This is a genomic window from Microbacterium sp. bgisy203 (assembly GCF_965345155.1).
Classification (GTDB): domain Bacteria; phylum Actinomycetota; class Actinomycetes; order Actinomycetales; family Microbacteriaceae; genus Microbacterium.
Genome location: NZ_CBDRLZ010000001.1, coordinates 199,276 through 215,172, shown reverse-complemented (window position 1 = coordinate 215,172; position 15,897 = coordinate 199,276). Strand labels below are relative to the sequence as shown.

The following is a 15,897-nucleotide window of genomic DNA, read 5'->3' as shown; positions in this document are numbered from 1 at the left end:
TGGCGCGCCCGCCCTCCTCGTGATGCACGGATGGCCCCACACGTTCGCACTGCAGCTCGACTTCGCAGACCTGCTCCCCGACTTCGACGTCGTGGTGGTGAGCCTCCCGGGGTTCGCCTTCTCACCGCCGCTCGACGAGCCGATCACCGAGGCGCGGTTCGCCGACCTCATGCACCGCCTGATGACCGAGGTCCTCGGCTACGAGCGCTTCCTCACCTACGGCGAGGACCTGACGGCGAACGTCAGCGACCTCATCGCGGCCTCCCATCCCGACACCGTCGCGGGGATCGTCGTGACACACGCCCACTTCCTGGGCGCGGCCGAGCGCGAAGCGACGACCGATGCCGATGCGCGCGCGTTCTACGACCGCGTGGACGCCGAGGCATACGCGATGAGCGGATACGCGCACCTGCAGCACACCCGACCCGACACGCTCGCCGCAGCGCTCCACGACTCGCCCGCCCGGATCCTCGCCTGGATCGCCGAGAAACTCGTCGAATGGAGCGACACTCCGGTCGGCGACCCGAGCGCTGTCGGACGACGCATCTCGCGCGACCGGATCCTCACGGAGGCGACGCTCTACTGGGTGACACAGTCGATCGGGACGTCGTTCCGGCCCTACTTCGACGGCGGCGGCGGGGACGTGCCTCCGGTCGAGGTTCCTGCTGCGGTCTTCATTCAGCGGCACGAACACGACAACCCCGAATCGGTCGCGCGCAGCTTCTATCGTGATCTCCGCGTGTTCGAGCGGCTCGAAGAAGGCGGGCATTTCGCGGTGGCTGAGGTCCCCGCGGCGATCGCAGAGCGGACGCGCGCCTTCGCACGCGAGATCCCTCTGCACGCGAGATCCGTGCGCTCGCCTGAACGCGGAGGTGCGCCTATCCCTCGAGGCCGCGGCGCTTGAGAAGCGGGGCGATCTCGGCGTCGCGCCCGCGGAAGTCGCGGTAGGCCTCGAGCGGATCCTTCGAGCCTCCGACGCCGAGAAGTCGCTCGCGGAAGCGGTCGCCGTTCGCACGCGTCAGGCCGCCGTTCTCGGTGAACCACTCGACGGTGTCGGCGTCGAGCACCTCGCTCCAGATGTACGAGTAATAGCCCGCGCTGTAGCCGCCCGAGAACACGTGCGCGAAGTACGTCGACGAGTACCGCGTCGGGACGACCGGGTTGTCGAGGCCGATGTCGGCGAGGGCGGACGCCTCGAAGGCGGCGACATCATCGACCGCCGCCGCAGCTGAGGCATCCAACGAATGCCAGGCCTGGTCGAGCCAGGCCGCGGCGAGGTACTCGCTCGTTGCGAAGCCCTGGTTGAAAGTCTCCGAGGCGTGCAGGCGGTCGACGACGTCCTGGGGGAGCGGCTCACCGGTCTCGACATGCCGCGCGTAGTGCGCGAGGACCTCGGGCCACATGATCCACATCTCGTTGACCTGGCTCGGGAACTCCACGAAGTCGCGGAAGACGGCGGTCCCGGAGAAGTGCGGGTAGGTCGTGACGGCGAACAGCCCGTGCAGCGCATGTCCGAACTCGTGGAAGAGCGTCGTGACCTCGTCGAGTGTCAGGAGTGTCGGCTTGCCGGCGGCAGGCTTCGGCACGTTCAGGTTGTTGACGACGACGGGCGAGGTGCCGCGCAGGCGCGACTGCAGCACGATCGAGTTCATCCACGCGCCACCCCGCTTCGTGTCGCGGGTGTAGAGGTCGAGGATGAAGAGGCCGAGGGGCGAGCCGTCGGCATCCTTCACCTCGAACACGCGGGCGTCGGGGTGGTAGGCGGGAAGATCGGGCCGCTCGGTGAAGGTGACGCCGTAGAGCTGGGTCGCAGCCCAGAACACACCGTCCTGGAGCACGCGCTCGGCCTCGAACCACGGGCGGAGCGCCGCCGTGTCGATGTCGTAGGTCGCAGTGCGGACCTTTTCGGTGTAGTACGCCCAGTCGCGCGCTTCGAGCGTGAACGGCTCCGTCCCGGTGTCGGCCGCGGTCTCGTCGATGATCTGCTGCAGCGCGGCCTGCTCCCGCCGCGCGTTGGCGGCCGCCGGCGCGGCGAGCTGACGCAGCATGGCGTGGACGGCCTCGGGCGTACCGGTGGTCTCGTCTGAGGTGATGTAAGCCGCGTGCGAATCGTATCCGAGAAGCGCGGCACGCTCGGCCCGCAACCGCACGATCTCGCGCACGATCACGCGATTGTCGTTCGCGCCACCCCGGACGCCCCGCGAGCGCGACGCCTCCAACAGGCGCGCGCGGCTCGCCCGGTCGGTGAGACGCGCGAGGTAGGGATGCCCGGTGAACAGCGTCAGCGTGACGGCGTACTTCCCTTCGAGTCCCCGGTCAGCCGCGGCCTGCGTGGCGGCGGAGAGCGCGCCCTCATCGAGGCCGTCGAGCTCCTCCGCGGTGTCGAAGACGACGGCGAGGTCGTTCGTGTCGGCGAGCAGGTGCTTCTCGAAGGTGTTGCTGAGCGTCGCGAGGCGCCCGTTGAGATCGGTGAGACGAGACTTCGCGTCGTCGTCGAGGGCCGCACCGGCGTGCGTCATCTCGCGGTAGTGGCGTTCGACGAGGTAGCGCGATTCCGCATCGAGGTCGAGATCGTCGAGCTGCGCGTGCAGGTCGGCGATGCGGGCGTAGAGCGCTGCGTCGAGCGTGATCGCGTCGCGGTGTGCGGACATGAGCGGAGCGAGCGTCTCGTCGATCTCTTGGATCTCCGGTGTCGCGTCGGCGGAGCTCACCGTGTAGAACGTCCGGGCGACAGAGCCGAGCAGGTCGCCGCTGCGCTCGAGCGGAATCATCGTGTTCTCGAAGGACGCAGGTTCCGTCTGCGCCGTGATGGCGGCGATCTCGGCGCGGTGCTGTGCGAACGCTTCCTCGAACGCGGGGAGGTAGTGCTGCGGAGCGATCTCTCGGTAGTCGGGGAGCCCGTACGGGAGCGTCGAAGGAGCGAGGAGGGGGTTGGCCGAGGCATCCGTCATGTCTTCAGCGTACGTCCCCCGAACGCATCCTCTGGAGCACCCGCCGTCCTGCAAAGAGCAGGTTGCAAACAAGAGCTTGCAACCTACTATCTGCAAAGGTATCTTTGCAGCATGACCGAGATCGAGGGACCCGACGAGATGTCCGCAGCGCAGATGCCGCACGCGGAGCGGATGCTGGATGCCGGAGCGTTGCGCGCTCTCGCACACCCGCTGCGCGTCGAGATCTACGACATCCTGAGCCAGTACGGTCCGCAGACCGCGAGCACCCTCGCCGCGATGACGGGGGAGTCCTCCGGCTCGACCAGCTACCACCTGCGCGCGCTCGCCAAACACGATCTGATCCGTGAGGTCGCCGACCGCGGAACGGGCCGGGAGCGTTGGTGGGAGCGTCCGCGCGGCGGAATCAGCTTCACGAACCCGGACGCGATGAAGACGCCGTCCGGCCGCGCCGCCACCCAAGTCGTGATGAGCGAGTTCCTCACGCGGCGCCACCAGCAGCTCATGCAATACGTCAACTCGTCCCTCGTCCCCTCGGGCGTCGTCGACCCCCAAGAGGCGATGATCACAACGGCGAACCTCCGGCTCACCCTCCCGCAGACGATCGACCTCATCTCGCGCATGCAGCACGTGATCGACGAGTTCGCCCGCGCGTACCGCGACCAGGATCCGGATACCGAGGGACTGCGGCCGATCAGCATCCGCGCCGACATCTTCCCCCTCCCCGAGCAAGGAGCATCATCATGAAGCGCACCACCCCCTCCACCCGAGTGATTCCTGCGCACGCGGCCGCATGGGCGCAGTTCGACGACGCTCGTCGCGATCACTCCGCCGTGCACGCGCTGCCCCTCCTGCCGCGCTGACCGTGAGCACCGTGACGACCGTGAGCACCGTGAAGACGAGCGCGGCGACGGCTTCCGCTCCGCGGCGGCCGCTGGGGCGCGACTTCGGCAAGCTCTGGACGGCCGCCGCGTTCAGCAATCTCGCCGACGGCATCGGACGCACGGCGGTGCCGCTCGTGGCCGTCACCCTGACGCAGGACCCGCTGGCGATCTCCGTGATCGGCGCGCTCGCGTTCGTGCCGTGGCTCGTCTTCGGCCTCCCCGCCGGCATGATCGTGGATCGCGTCGACCGGCGCTACATCATGGCGACCGCGAACATCCTCCGCGGCGGCGCCGCCGTGTGGCTCGCGGTGCTCGGGACGACCGGATCGCTGACGCTGTGGGCGCTGTTCGTCGCGACGCTCCTCTTCGGATTCGGCGAGACGCTCTTCGACAACGCCACGAACGCGATCATCCCGAGCGTCGTCCGCCGCGATCAGCTCGATCGCGCGAACGGGTGGCTGCAGGCGGCGCAGGTCACCATCGACAACTTCATCGCGACCCCGATCGGCGGCGTCCTGTTCGCCGTCTCGCTGGCCCTTCCGCTGTGGACCGGATCCGCCGGCTACCTCGTTCCCGTCATCCTCGCGCTTCTCCTGCCGCTCAGCGCCGCGCGCGGCATGGCGAAGGCGACGGATGCCGGATCACGTCCGCGCCCGGTGAGCACGCGAGAGGCTCTCCGCTACCTGGTAGGGCACCGATACCTGCGGTCGATGGTCCTGTTCACCGCGCTGATCGGCTGCTCACTGTCGTTCGCCCAGGCGGCGACGGTGCTCTATCTCCTCGGACCGCTCGGTGTTCCGGTCGCGGCGATCGGCTTCGTCACGGCCGGTATCGGTGCAATGGCCCTCGCGGGATCGCTCGTCGCGTCGCGCCTCGTCGACCGCTTCGGACGCGGCGAGGTCATGTTCGTCGCGATCCTCGTCAGCGGCGTCATGATCGCCCTGACGGGTCTCGCCCCGAACGTCTGGACCGCGGTCGCGGCGTTCGCCGTCTCGGCGGGAGCCGTCTCGATCTGGAACGTGCCGTGGGGGAGTCTGCGACAGCAGATCGTGCCGGCGCCGATCTTCGGACGGGTGCTCGGTGTCAGTCGCACCCTGACCTGGGGTCTCTTCCCGGTCGCGGCGCTCCTCGGCGGGTGGGTCGCCCGCATCGACCTGCGCGTCCCCTTCCTCATCGGGGGCGCGATCATCGTGGTCACGACGCTCGTCGCTGCGCGCCTCATCGTGCGCGGCACGCGCGAAGCGGTGGCGGCGAGCGAGACGGAGCACGCGGAGGCCGGCGGCGAGACCGCGAGGTGACGCGCTGGTGACGCCACCAGAGCGCTCAGGCGAACTCGTCGTCCTGGTCGTGACGCACGACGACACCGCCCGACGCCGTCATTTCGACGATCGTCCCGTCATCGAGTTCGGCGATGGGGCGACCCTCCAGGAAGGTCAGCGTCCAGCGGTGCCGGGGTTGACCCAGGTCATCGTCGGGGAGCGCCCGGTCGACCGCGGCGATCTGCGGACGGAGAGAGGCGGGTACGGCCGCGGGCGGTTCGTCGCCGCTCGTCCAACGCGTTCCGAGCTGCATGTCAGACTCCGCTCTGTTCGGGCTGAGGGGCCAGTTCGACGCTCTCGACGGTCAGGCCGTCGCCTCCGGTGAGGAGCTCGAGCGTCTCGATGCGACCGACGGCCTTGAGGTCGCCCTCTGCGAGGGAGAGTGCCGCGACCACGGCATCCGGCGCCCGCAGCACGATTCGCGCGACGGGCGTCTTCTGCGACGCCTTGGCCTCGGTCTTCGCGCGGCGGATGCCGACGAGCGCGGTGCTCGCGGCCGTGAGGACCGCCGGGTCGCCCTCGATGCCCCGCGGCTCGGGCCAGGGAGCGGTGTGGATCGAGCCGTCCTCGAACCACGACCACGCCTCCTCGGTCGCGAACGCGAGCACGGGGGCGAGGAGGCGCAGAAGCGTCGAAAGGGCGAGACGGAGCGCGAGCGCGGCGGATGCCTGCCCGACGTCGTTCTGGTTGTACGCGCGCTCCTTGACGAGCTCGAGATAGTCGTCGCAGAACGTCCAGAAGAACGCCTCGGTGATCTCCAGCGCCCGCGCGTGGTCGTACGCCTCGAACGCGGCGGTCGCGTCGCGGACCACCTGGTCGAGGGTCGCGAGCATCGCGGCATCCAGCGCGTGGGTCACCTCCGCACCCTCGGGGACGGGGAACGACAGCACGAACTTCGCCGCGTTCAGCACCTTGATCGCGAGGCGTCGACCGATCTTCACCTGGGTCGGGTTCTGGATGTCGAAGGCCGCGTCCGAGCCGAACCGGCTGGAAGCCGACCAGTAGCGCACCGCGTCGGTGCCGTGCCGGTCGAGGATGTCGGCGGGCGTGACGACGTTGCCCTTCGACTTCGACATCTTCTTGCGGTCGGGGTCGAGGATGTAGCCCGAGATCGCGGCATCCGTCCACGGAGCGCGGTCGTCCTCGAGAGCGGAGCGCACCATCGTGGAGAACAGCCACGTGCGAATGATCTCCTGGCCTTGCGGGCGCAGGTCGAAGGGCGCGACGAGGTTCCAGAGCTCCTCGTCGCGCTTCCAGCCGCCGGCGAGCTGCGGGGTGAGCGACGACGTCGCCCACGTGTCGAAGATGTCGCGCTCTCCCTCGAATCCGCCCGGCACACCGCGCTGCGACTCGTCGAAGCCGTCCGGAACGTCGATCGTGGGGTCGATGGGCAGATCGGCGGCGTCGGGCACGATCACGCCGGCCTCCACGCGGTCGCCGTTCTCATCGAGCGGGTACCACACGGGGATCGGGACGCCGAAGAAGCGCTGGCGCGACACCAGCCAGTCGCCGGTGAGCCCGTTCGTCCAGTTCTCGTAGCGCACGCGCATGAAGTCGGGATGCCAGGACATCTCGCGACCGAGGGCGATGAGCTTCTCGCGGAACGCCTCGTCGCGCGCCCCGTTGCGGAGGTACCACTGGCGCGTCGAGACGATCTCGAGCGCCCGGTCTCCCTTCTCATAGAACTTCACCGGGTGGCTGAACGGCTTCGAGATCTCGAGCAGTTCGCCGGATGCCTCCAGCAGCTCGACCATCTTCTTCTTCGCGCTGAACACCGTGAGACCCGCGATCTCCGCGTACGCGGCCTTCGCGGCATCCGTCGTCAACGCATCGGGCGCGTCGGGGAGAACGCGCCCGTCCTTGCCGAGGATCGTGCGGTTCGGCAGGTCGAGCTCACGCCACCACACGATGTCGGTCACGTCGCCGAACGTGCAGACCATCGCGATGCCCGAGCCCTTGTCCTGCTGGGCGAGCGGGTGGGGGAGCACCGGCACCTCGACATCGAAGATCGGCGTACGGACGGTCGTACCGAAGTACGGCTGGTAGCGCTCGTCGCCGGGGTTCGCGACGAGAGCGACGCACGCGGCGAGGAGCTCGGGTCGCGTCGTCTCGATGTGGATGTCGCCCGAGCCGTCGCTCTTGTGGAACGCGATGCGGTGGTAGTTCGCCTGCTGCTCGCGGTCTTCGAGCTCGGCCTGCGCGATCGCCGAGCGGAAGTCGATGTCCCACAGGGTCGGCGCGAGCGACTGGTAGGCCTCACCGCGCTCGAGGTTCCGGAGGAACGCCAGCTGGCTCGTGCGGATCGTGTCGTTCGAGATCGTCCGGTAGGTCTGCGTCCAGTCGACCGAGAGGCCGAGCTGGCGGAACAGCGCCTCGAACTGCTTCTCGTCCTCGAGCGTGAGCTCTTCGCACAGCTCGATGAAGTTGCGGCGGCTGATCGGCACCTGATCGGCCGGCTTCAGGCTCTTCGCGTCGCCGTGGAACGGCGGCTCGAAGTCGGCGTCGTAGGGGAGCGAGGTGTCGCAGCGCACGCCGTAGTAGTTCTGCACGCGACGCTCGGTCGGCAGGCCGTTGTCGTCCCAGCCCATCGGGTAGAACACGGTCTTGCCGCGCATGCGCTCATACCGCACCTTCACATCGGTGTGCGTGTAGCTGAACACGTGGCCGATGTGGAGCGATCCCGACGCAGTCGGCGGCGGAGTGTCGACCGAGTAGACGCCACCGCGCCCGGTGCCCTTGGCCGCATCGCGGTCGAAGAGATAGGTGCCGTCCGCGGTCCACGCGGCATCCCACTTCTGCTCGAGGCCTTCCAGGGCGGGCTTGTCGGGAATCTGCGCGTTCGACATATGGGTCTCCTCGAGCGATATGTGCGGCACTGTGTGAGCGTGCCTGAGTGTGGGTTGTGCGCCCAGTCTACCGGGCCGCCCCGCACGCGGTGGCGGCGGGCGCTGCCCGGTGCGCGCGATCCCGGTTCACAACTCAGGCAGAATCCGCGCTCCGGCCGTTCGGGGGCGCGTGGCGTGCAGATCTGCCTGAGTTGTGTTCGGACGGCCGTCGTCGCCGCCGCCGCCGGTCGTCGTAAGCTCCGTCGCCCCCGGCTCACAACTCCGGAGATTCGGTGCTCGCGGCGGCAGGACCTCGCGCGATGGCGCGGCCCGCGCCTCGGCGCACCTCGCATCTCCGGAGTCGTGTACACCGGCTCTTCCCCACAACAGGCTTCTGTATGCTATCTTGCTAGCATGCAAGCAGAGTCAGGCGGCGCCGCGGCGAAGGCGCAATTCAACGTGTACCTGCCGCCGACTCTCATCCGAGAGGTCAAACATCGCGCGATCGACGACGGCGTATCACTGTCGGCGCTGGTCGAGCGAGCCCTGACGAGCTACCTGGAGGAGGCATCGTGAACACCGTCCAAGCCATCCACTACACGACCCAGCCCGAGCGCTGGCACGCTCTCGCAGAGGCGATCGGACTCGCGCCGCACGGCGTGCCGCAGCACATGTGGAGCGAGTTCGACGGCGACGGCATCCTCGCTGTCCATGCTGTGGAGACGGGGGATGCCGCGGCCGACACCACGGAGCTCCATCTCCTCGTCGATGACCTCGACGCCGTCGAGCGGGCTCTCGGCGCAGCCGGCATACCGAACGAGCGGACCGTGCTCGACGACATCGGTCCGCTCCTCACGGCGACCTCCGCCTCGGGAGTACGCGTGTCGGCGACGCAGCCTTTGCGGCGGGCAGCAGACGGCACCGTGGTCCAGCCGATCTGGTACGACACCGACGTCGCGACCGTGCGCCCCGTGCTCACGGCGTTCGGTCTCGTGGAGACGATCGCGGCCGATTCGGGCGCGTGGATCGAGTTCCGCGCCCCGGGCGGCGGATCGATTGCGTTCCATCGGGGCGACACGGCGGGCGTCGTCCTGGGCATGTCGTCGACCGGCGACCTCGATGCACTCACGGAGCGGCTGGCGACGGTGGGGTTTGACGCCGACGTCCACGATGAGGCCTACAACCGCACCGCGCTCGTGACGACACCCGAGGGCTGGCGGCTCTGGATCAACGGCGCCTACGAGGACATGTACGGCTACCGCCGCGTCACCGACGCGTGAGCGCCTCCCACTCGCGGCGCGCCACCGCGAACGCGAGGCGGGGCATGTCGACACCGCGGTAGTGGGTCGTGAAGGTGCGGCGCACCGTCATCCCGAGGCGGATCGCGACGTTCATCGATGCGACGTTCGTCGAGCGTACCTTCGCGTAGAGCTCGTCGATCGGGAGAGTCTCGAACGCCCAGTCGCGGCAGGCGGATGCCGCCTCCACCGCATACCCGCGATGCCAGTGCGCACGCTGGAACAGGTAGCCGACCTCGATCACCTCGTCATCGTCAATGCGCTGCCGCGTGATGCCGCACTGCCCGATCATCTCGCCGCTCTCCCTGAGCACGACCGCCCACAGGCCGAATCCGTCGTCGCGGTAGCGCTCCTGCTGGCGGCGCAGCCAGTCCGCCGACTCGGCGTCGGTGAAGGCGCCCTCGTATGCGGTCATCGCGACGGGGTCGTGAAGGACCTTGCGCAGAGCGGGCAGGTCGGCATCCGTCATCTCGCGCAGCTCGAGGCGCGCAGTCTGAACGATCACGGCGCGACCCGGATGCCGAGCGCGTGCGCCAACGAGACGGCGTGCACCTCGGCCTGCCGCGCCTCGAGCGTCGCCCCGGAGAGTCCGCGCGGGTCGGTGTAGGAGAGCGCCTCGAGGCCGCGAAGATCGAGGTCGGCGGCGCGCAGCCCGCGCGTGTCGACCTCATCGGCGCGACAGTCGACGAAGCGCACGCGCGTGAGCGTCGCTTCGGGCAGATCGAGCGCGCCGATCGTGCAGTCCGCGAAGAGCACGTCGACGAGATCGGCCGAGGGAAGCGTCAGATAGTCGATGCGGATGCCGCGGAGCACGACACCGTCCCATGCGGCGCGCAGGGCGTCGAACGTGCCGATCCGCCCGCCGGTCAGCTCGACATTCCGCCACGTCGCGTCCCGCACGATGAGCTCCGCAGCGCGCGCCTCGGCGAGGACGACGTCGGAGAAGGTGGAGCCCGTGAGGTCCAGACGGTCGACGGCGGGGGAATCGATGCGCGATTCGGCGATGCGGGAGTGGGCGGCCGACACGCCGCCCGCGAGTGCGGTGACGCGGACGCCGATGAGATCCGCACGGGCCGCGAGTCCCTCGAGATCGTCGAGATCGTCGAGGTCGTCCGGGAGGTCCGGGGTCACGGCGCGCGGCGGTGCGGGGGAGCCCGCGGGAGAGTCACTGCGTCGAGGCATCCTCCGACCCTACGCGCATGCGCCACCGGTATGATGGGCGGATCAGCTGCGATCCGGCCATCACCGGGGAGCTCGCGGAAGAACGTCCGGGTCACGACGACCGGGTCACTAGAACCGCGCGGGGCAGGCCCGTGACAGCCGCAGGAGAGCGGGTGGATGCCTCGACATCCGCCAAGCGGGGTGGTACCGCGGTCGGCGCGAAAGCACGGATCGTCCTCGCAGGAACGCACGCAATGCACCTGCTGGAGTGACATGACCTACCCTCGCCCTTCGACTTCCGCTTTCGGTCCCGCCGCCGACAGCGTCTCGCCGAGCCCGCGCTTTCCCGAGATCGAGCGCGAGGTGCTCGCCTTCTGGGCGGCGGACGACACGTTCCGCGCGTCGATCTCGCAGCGCGAGGGCGCCGAGGAGTGGGTCTTCTACGACGGCCCGCCGTTCGCGAACGGCCTGCCGCACTACGGACACCTGCTCACCGGGTATGCCAAGGATCTCTTCCCGCGGTTCCAGACGATGCGCGGCAAGAAGGTCGATCGCGTCTTCGGGTGGGACACGCACGGGCTTCCCGCCGAGCTCGAGGCGATGAAGCAGCTCGGGCTCACCGAGAAGGACGAGATCGTCGAGATGGGCATCGCCGCGTTCAACGAGAAGGCGAAGGAGTCGGTGCTCGAGTACACCGAGCAGTGGGAGGACTACGTCACCCGCCAGGCGCGCTGGGTCGACTTCGAGCGCGGCTACAAGACGCTCGATGTGACCTACATGGAGTCGGTGCTCTGGGCGTTCAAGACCCTGTGGGACAAGAACCTGGCCTACGAGGGCTACCGCGTGCTGCCCTACTGCTGGCGTGACGAGACCCCGCTGTCGAACCACGAACTGCGCATGGACGACGACGTCTACAAGATGCGTCAGGACCCGTCCGTCACCGTCACCTTCCCCCTCGTCGGGCAGAAGGCCGAGGCGCTCGGCCTCACCGGCGTCCGCGCGCTCGCGTGGACCACGACGCCCTGGACCCTCCCGACGAACCTCGCCCTCGCCGTCGGCCCCGACATCTCGTACGTCGTCGTGCCCGCCGGCCCGCTCGGCGCGGCAGACGTCCCCGCGGGCGACGACACCGAGTCCGCCGCCGCGCACCGCTACCTGCTCGCCGCCGAGCTCCTCGCGGGCCACGCGAAGGAGCTCGGCTACGAGAGCGCGGCCGAGGCGGCGGATGCCGTCGAGCGCACGCTCCTCGGAACCGAGCTCGCCGACGTCCACTACGACCGGCTCTTCGACTACTACGCGGACGAGGACGTCTGGGGCACCGGCACCGCGTGGCGCATTCTCGTCGATGACTACGTCACGACGACCGACGGCACGGGCATCGTCCACCAGGCTCCCGCCTACGGTGAGGACGACCAGCGGGTGACGGGCGCCGCCGGCATCCCGCTCATCATGAGTCTCGACGACGGCGGACGCTTCCTGCCGCAGGTCACCGACGTCGCCGGCGAGCTGTGGATGGATGCCAACCGCCCGCTCATCCGACTGCTGAAGGCCGAAGGGCGCCTGCTCCGCGAGGCATCCTACGAGCACTCCTACCCGCACTGCTGGCGCTGCCGGAACCCCCTTATCTACAAGGCCGTGTCGAGTTGGTTCGTGCGCGTCACGGAGATCAAGGACGACCTGCTCGCCTACAACGAGCAGATCACCTGGGCGCCCGAGAACGTCAAGCACGGGCAGTTCGGCAAGTGGCTCGAGGGCGCGCGCGACTGGTCGATCAGCCGCAACCGCTTCTGGGGCTCGCCCATCCCGGTGTGGAAGAGCGACGACCCCGAGCACCCGCGCGTCGACGTGTACGGCTCCCTTGCCGACCTCGAGCGCGACTTCGGCCGCCTGCCGACGAACGAGGCGGGCGAGGTCGACCTGCACCGTCCGTTCATCGACGAGCTGACCCGGCCGAACCCCGACGATCCGACCGGCCAGTCCACGATGCGCCGCATCGAGGACGTCTTCGACGTGTGGTTCGACTCGGGCTCCATGCCGTACGCGCAGGTGCACTACCCGTTCGAGAACCGCGAGTGGTTCGACACGCATTCGCCCGCCGACTTCATCGTCGAGTACATCGGGCAGACGCGGGGCTGGTTCTACGTCATGCACGTGCTCTCCGGCGCGCTGTTCGGGCGCCCCGCGTTCTCGGGCGTCGCCTGCCACGGCATCGTGCTCGGCAGCGACGGGCTCAAGATGTCGAAGTCGCTCCGGAACTACCCCGATGTGAGCGAGGTCTTCGACCGCGACGGCTCCGACGCGATGCGCTGGTTCCTGATGGCCTCGTCGGTCCTCCGCGGCGGCAACCTGATCGTGACGGAGGAGGGCATCCGCGCGGGCGTACGGGAGTTCCTCCTGCCGGTGTGGAACGCGTGGTACTTCTTCGCTACGTACGCCAACGCCGCCGGCGGTTCGGACGGTTCGGGCTACGAAGCGCAGTGGCGCACCGACTCGACGGACGTCCTCGACCGATACATCCTGGCGCTCCTCGGCGACCTCGTCCGCGATGTCGCCGCCGACCTCGACGCGCTCGACTCGACGACGGCGGCCGCGCGCCTGCGCGACTTCGCCGAAGCGCTGACGAACTGGTACATCCGCCGCTCCCGCGACCGGTTCTGGGTGGGGGTGACCGACGACCCCGCGAGCGCCGAGGCCTTCGACACGCTCTACACGGTGCTCGAGACGCTGACCCGCGTCGCAGCCCCCCTCATTCCGCTCGTCTCCGAGCGCATCTGGCAGGGACTGACAGGCGGCCGCAGCGTCCACCTGACCGACTGGCCGGATGCCTCAGCGTTCCCCGCCTCGCCCGAGATCCGTACCGCGATGGATGCCGTCCGTGAGGTGTCGAGCGTCGCGAACGCCCTCCGCAAGAAGGAGGGCAAGCGCGTGCGGCTGCCGCTGCCGCAGCTCACGGTCGCCGTGCACGACGCCGATGCCCTCGCGCCGTTCGAGGACATCGTGCGCGACGAGCTCAACGTCAAGGAAGTGCGCCTCGTTGAGCTCACCGACGGTCTCGCCGAGCAGTACGGCATCAGCCAGCGCCTCTCGGTCAACGCGCGGGCGGCCGGCCCGCGCCTCGGCAAGCAGGTCCAGCACGTCATCGCGGGTGCCCGCTCGGGTGTCTGGAGCGTCGAGGACGGCGTGGTCGTCGTCGACGGCGTCGCGCTGGAGGAAGGCGAGTACGATCTGACCCTCGAGGCCGGCGACATCGCCGAGGGAACAGCCATCGCACTTCTCGCGGACGGCGGCTTCGTGCTCCTCGACACGACGACGACGCCCGAGCTCGAGGCCGAGGGTCTCGCGCGCGACGTGATCCGCGCCGTGCAAGAGACGCGCCGCGCCGCCGACTTCGACGTCAGCGACCGTATCCGCCTGCAGCTGCTCTTCGACGACGACGACGACGCCCGCGCCGTCGCCTCGGCGTTCGACGCGGCCGACGTCGCGGGTGAGACGCTCGCCCTCGACTACGCGGTCGTCGCCCCCGGCGGCGAGGCGCTCGTCGGCGAGGGCTCGCTCCTCGCCGCGGCCGAGACCGTCGATGCGGAGTACACGGCATCCGTCGCCGCACGAACCTACGCCAATGCCGGCGGATTCTCCGTCGCCGTCACCCGGATCGGAGACACCGCATGAGCGATCGCTCCCGCGCCGACGCCGTCTACGAGGCGCTCCTCCTGCGGCAGGGGGAGCAGTGGGTGCAGCCCCGCGTCGAGCGCACGCAGCGCGTCCTCGAACTGCTCGACGACCCGCAGAAGACCTACCGCGTCGTCCACATCACGGGCACCAACGGCAAGACCTCGACGGCGCGCATGATCGAATCGATCGTGCGCGCGCACGGCCTGCGGACGGGCCTGTTCACGAGCCCGCACCTCGAGCGCTTCACAGAGCGGATCGTGATCGATGGCGAGCCCATCGACGACGCGCTCGTCGCCGCGGCGTGGGAGGAGATCGAGCCGTTCGTCGGCCTGGTCGATGCGGAGCTCGAGGCATCCGGCGACGCGCCCCTGACGTTCTTCGAGCTGCTGACCGTGCTCGCCTTCGTCGCGTTCGCGGACGCACCCATCGACGTCGCGGTGATCGAAGTGGGGATGGGCGGGTCGTGGGACTCGACGAACACCGCCGACGGCGACGTCGCCGTGTTCGCTCCGATCGACCTGGACCACGCCGACCGGCTCGGCGACACGATCGGCGAGATCGCGTCGGTCAAGGCGGGGATCATCAAGCCCGGTGCCGCCGTCGTCTCCGCCGTGCAGCACCCGGATGCCGCCCGCGCGATCCTCGCCCGCGCGCAGGAGGTCGACGCCTCCGTCGCGTTCGAGGGCCCGCGGCAGGGGTTCGAGCTCACCGATCAGCGCCTCGCGGTCGGCGGTCAGCAGATCTCCGTGCGCGGGCTCGCCGGTCGGTACGACGACCTGTACCTGCCGCTCTACGGCGCTCACCAGGGGCACAACGCGGCGCTCGCGATCGTCGCGGTCGAGTCGCTCATCGGCGGGGCGGAGCAGGGACTGGCTCCGGATGCCGTGGCCGAAGGCCTCGCCGAGGTCACCTCGCCCGGCCGCCTCCAGCTCGTCGGCGTCGCACCCACCGTGCTCGTCGACAGCGCCCACAACCCGCACGGCGCACGATCACTGGTCGCGGCCCTCGCCGACTCGTTCGACTTCGACGAGTGGGGCATCGTCCTCGGCGCGTTCACCGACAAGGACCTCGCGGGCATCGTGCAGACCGTCGCGCCCGTCGCGACGCACCTCTTCGCCACCGCGCCGGAGTCCGAGCGCGCCGCCGAGCCCGATGCGATCGCCGACCTCGCCGAGGCAGCGGGCGCGCAAGTCACGGTCCACCGCGACCTCGCCGACGCCGCCGACGCCGCGCGCGAGTGGGCAGCGTCGTCCGATCGTCGGGCCGTCGTGATCGCGGGCAGCGTCGTTCTTGCCGGTCAAGCGATGCAGCTTGCGGCGGACGAGGACTGGAAGGACGGGTGGCAGGCGTGAGCGACGCATCCGACGCGCCCCAGGCATCCGGGCCTGCCGCAGCCGCCGGGCGACCCGTCCGGCGCTCGCGTCGCGCCCGCGGCGCCGCGGAGTCTCTCGCTTCGGTCGTCCTCGGTTTCGAGGCGATCGTCGTCTTTCTCGGCGGCCTCGCGCTCTACGGGCTCGACGCGCTGCCCGCCGGCATCCCCGCCTGGTGGGGAATCGTGCTGGGGAGCGTCCTGGCCGTCCTCATGATCGCCACGACGGGCGTCCTCCGGTATCGGTGGGGCATCGCGCTCGGGTGGTTCTGGCAGCTCGTCGTCGTGCTCGGCGCCATCTGGGTGCCCGCGCTCGGGCTCGTGGGCCTCATTTTCGGCGCCATGTACGCGTATGCGACGATCAAAGGCGGAGCGCTCGACCGCCGCAACGCGGCGCGCGCCGCAACGAACGGAGACTGAC

General features: G+C 69.5%; 13 protein-coding genes. 8 read left to right on the top strand and 5 right to left on the bottom strand.

What is annotated here, in order from left to right; all coding sequences use genetic code 11:
- The first annotated feature begins 22 nt into the window (after positions 1-22).
- Entirely contained in the window at positions 23-904 is an 882-nt protein-coding gene (locus tag ACRVYW_RS00985) for an alpha/beta hydrolase (protein WP_431801717.1), read from the top strand.
- Here ACRVYW_RS00985 and ACRVYW_RS00980 read toward each other — a convergent pair.
- Positions 879-2,951: a M3 family metallopeptidase gene (locus tag ACRVYW_RS00980; RefSeq protein ID WP_431800834.1), complete on the bottom strand. Its 2,073-nt coding sequence runs from the start codon at positions 2,949-2,951 to the stop codon at positions 879-881. The genes ACRVYW_RS00985 and ACRVYW_RS00980 overlap by 26 nt on opposite strands.
- A gap of 111 nt (positions 2,952-3,062) precedes the next feature.
- Between ACRVYW_RS00980 and ACRVYW_RS00975 the strand changes: the two genes are divergently transcribed.
- Together ACRVYW_RS00975 and ACRVYW_RS00970 are read left to right on the top strand one after the other, a co-directional pair.
- Positions 3,063-3,695, top strand: coding sequence for a helix-turn-helix domain-containing protein (locus tag ACRVYW_RS00975; protein WP_431800832.1), 633 nt, complete (start codon positions 3,063-3,065; stop codon positions 3,693-3,695).
- A gap of 136 nt (positions 3,696-3,831) precedes the next feature.
- Positions 3,832-5,130: an MFS transporter gene (locus ACRVYW_RS00970; RefSeq protein WP_431800830.1), complete on the top strand. Its 1,299-nt coding sequence runs from the start codon at positions 3,832-3,834 to the stop codon at positions 5,128-5,130.
- A 25-nt stretch (positions 5,131-5,155) separates the two neighbouring features.
- On the opposite strand, the gene ACRVYW_RS00965 is transcribed toward ACRVYW_RS00970, so the two are convergent.
- Entirely contained in the window at positions 5,156-5,404 is a 249-nt protein-coding gene (locus ACRVYW_RS00965) for a hypothetical protein (protein WP_431800828.1), read from the bottom strand.
- Position 5,405: 1 nt separating this feature from the next.
- A complete protein-coding gene (gene valS / locus ACRVYW_RS00960; RefSeq protein ID WP_431801715.1) occupies positions 5,406-7,997 on the bottom strand; it encodes a valine--tRNA ligase in 2,592 nt (863 codons plus the stop codon).
- Between the two features lie 393 nt (positions 7,998-8,390).
- Here valS and ACRVYW_RS00955 point away from each other — a divergent pair, with 393 nt between their 5' ends.
- Together ACRVYW_RS00955 and ACRVYW_RS00950 are read left to right on the top strand one after the other, a co-directional pair.
- Positions 8,391-8,552: a CopG family transcriptional regulator gene (locus tag ACRVYW_RS00955; protein ID WP_431800826.1), complete on the top strand. Its 162-nt coding sequence runs from the start codon at positions 8,391-8,393 to the stop codon at positions 8,550-8,552.
- A complete protein-coding gene (locus ACRVYW_RS00950; RefSeq protein ID WP_431800824.1) occupies positions 8,549-9,256 on the top strand; it encodes a hypothetical protein in 708 nt (235 codons plus the stop codon). The genes ACRVYW_RS00955 and ACRVYW_RS00950 overlap by 4 nt, the downstream gene beginning before the upstream one ends.
- Here the strand turns inward: ACRVYW_RS00950 and ACRVYW_RS00945 are convergent.
- Complete coding sequence (locus ACRVYW_RS00945; protein WP_431800822.1) at positions 9,243-9,779, bottom strand: GNAT family N-acetyltransferase; 537 nt, start codon at positions 9,777-9,779, stop codon at positions 9,243-9,245. The two genes, ACRVYW_RS00950 and ACRVYW_RS00945, sit on opposite strands and share 14 nt — an antisense overlap.
- Complete coding sequence (locus ACRVYW_RS00940) at positions 9,776-10,456, bottom strand: pentapeptide repeat-containing protein (protein WP_431800820.1); 681 nt, start codon at positions 10,454-10,456, stop codon at positions 9,776-9,778. Before ACRVYW_RS00940 ends, ACRVYW_RS00945 begins: the two co-directional genes overlap by 4 nt.
- Positions 10,457-10,708: 252 nt before the next feature.
- Between ACRVYW_RS00940 and ileS the strand changes: the two genes are divergently transcribed.
- From ileS to ACRVYW_RS00925, 3 genes are read left to right on the top strand one after another with little or no spacing between them, the layout of a single operon-like run.
- Complete coding sequence (gene ileS, locus ACRVYW_RS00935) at positions 10,709-14,104, top strand: isoleucine--tRNA ligase (RefSeq protein WP_431800818.1); 3,396 nt, start codon at positions 10,709-10,711, stop codon at positions 14,102-14,104.
- On the top strand, positions 14,101-15,459 hold the full coding sequence (locus tag ACRVYW_RS00930; protein WP_431800816.1) for a bifunctional folylpolyglutamate synthase/dihydrofolate synthase: 1,359 nt from the start codon (positions 14,101-14,103) through the stop codon (positions 15,457-15,459). Before ileS ends, ACRVYW_RS00930 begins: the two co-directional genes overlap by 4 nt.
- A complete protein-coding gene (locus ACRVYW_RS00925; protein ID WP_431800814.1) occupies positions 15,456-15,896 on the top strand; it encodes a DUF4233 domain-containing protein in 441 nt (146 codons plus the stop codon). Before ACRVYW_RS00930 ends, ACRVYW_RS00925 begins: the two co-directional genes overlap by 4 nt.
- Position 15,897 lies beyond the last annotated feature (1 nt).

Excerpts from the sequence above, each read along its gene's own strand:
- ACRVYW_RS00985 (WP_431801717.1), top strand. The coding sequence starts at position 23 with ATGCACGGATGGCCCCACACGTTCGCACTGCAGCTCGACTTCGCAGAC.
- ACRVYW_RS00980 (WP_431800834.1), bottom strand. The coding sequence starts at position 2,951 with ATGACGGATGCCTCGGCCAACCCCCTCCTCGCTCCTTCGACGCTCCCG.
- ACRVYW_RS00975 (WP_431800832.1), top strand. The coding sequence starts at position 3,063 with ATGACCGAGATCGAGGGACCCGACGAGATGTCCGCAGCGCAGATGCCG.
- ACRVYW_RS00965 (WP_431800828.1), bottom strand. The coding sequence starts at position 5,404 with ATGCAGCTCGGAACGCGTTGGACGAGCGGCGACGAACCGCCCGCGGCC.
- valS (WP_431801715.1), bottom strand. The coding sequence starts at position 7,997 with ATGTCGAACGCGCAGATTCCCGACAAGCCCGCCCTGGAAGGCCTCGAG.
- ACRVYW_RS00955 (WP_431800826.1), top strand. The coding sequence starts at position 8,391 with ATGCAAGCAGAGTCAGGCGGCGCCGCGGCGAAGGCGCAATTCAACGTG.
- ACRVYW_RS00940 (WP_431800820.1), bottom strand. The coding sequence starts at position 10,456 with ATGCCTCGACGCAGTGACTCTCCCGCGGGCTCCCCCGCACCGCCGCGC.
- ileS (WP_431800818.1), top strand. The coding sequence starts at position 10,709 with ATGACCTACCCTCGCCCTTCGACTTCCGCTTTCGGTCCCGCCGCCGAC.
- ACRVYW_RS00930 (WP_431800816.1), top strand. The coding sequence starts at position 14,101 with ATGAGCGATCGCTCCCGCGCCGACGCCGTCTACGAGGCGCTCCTCCTG.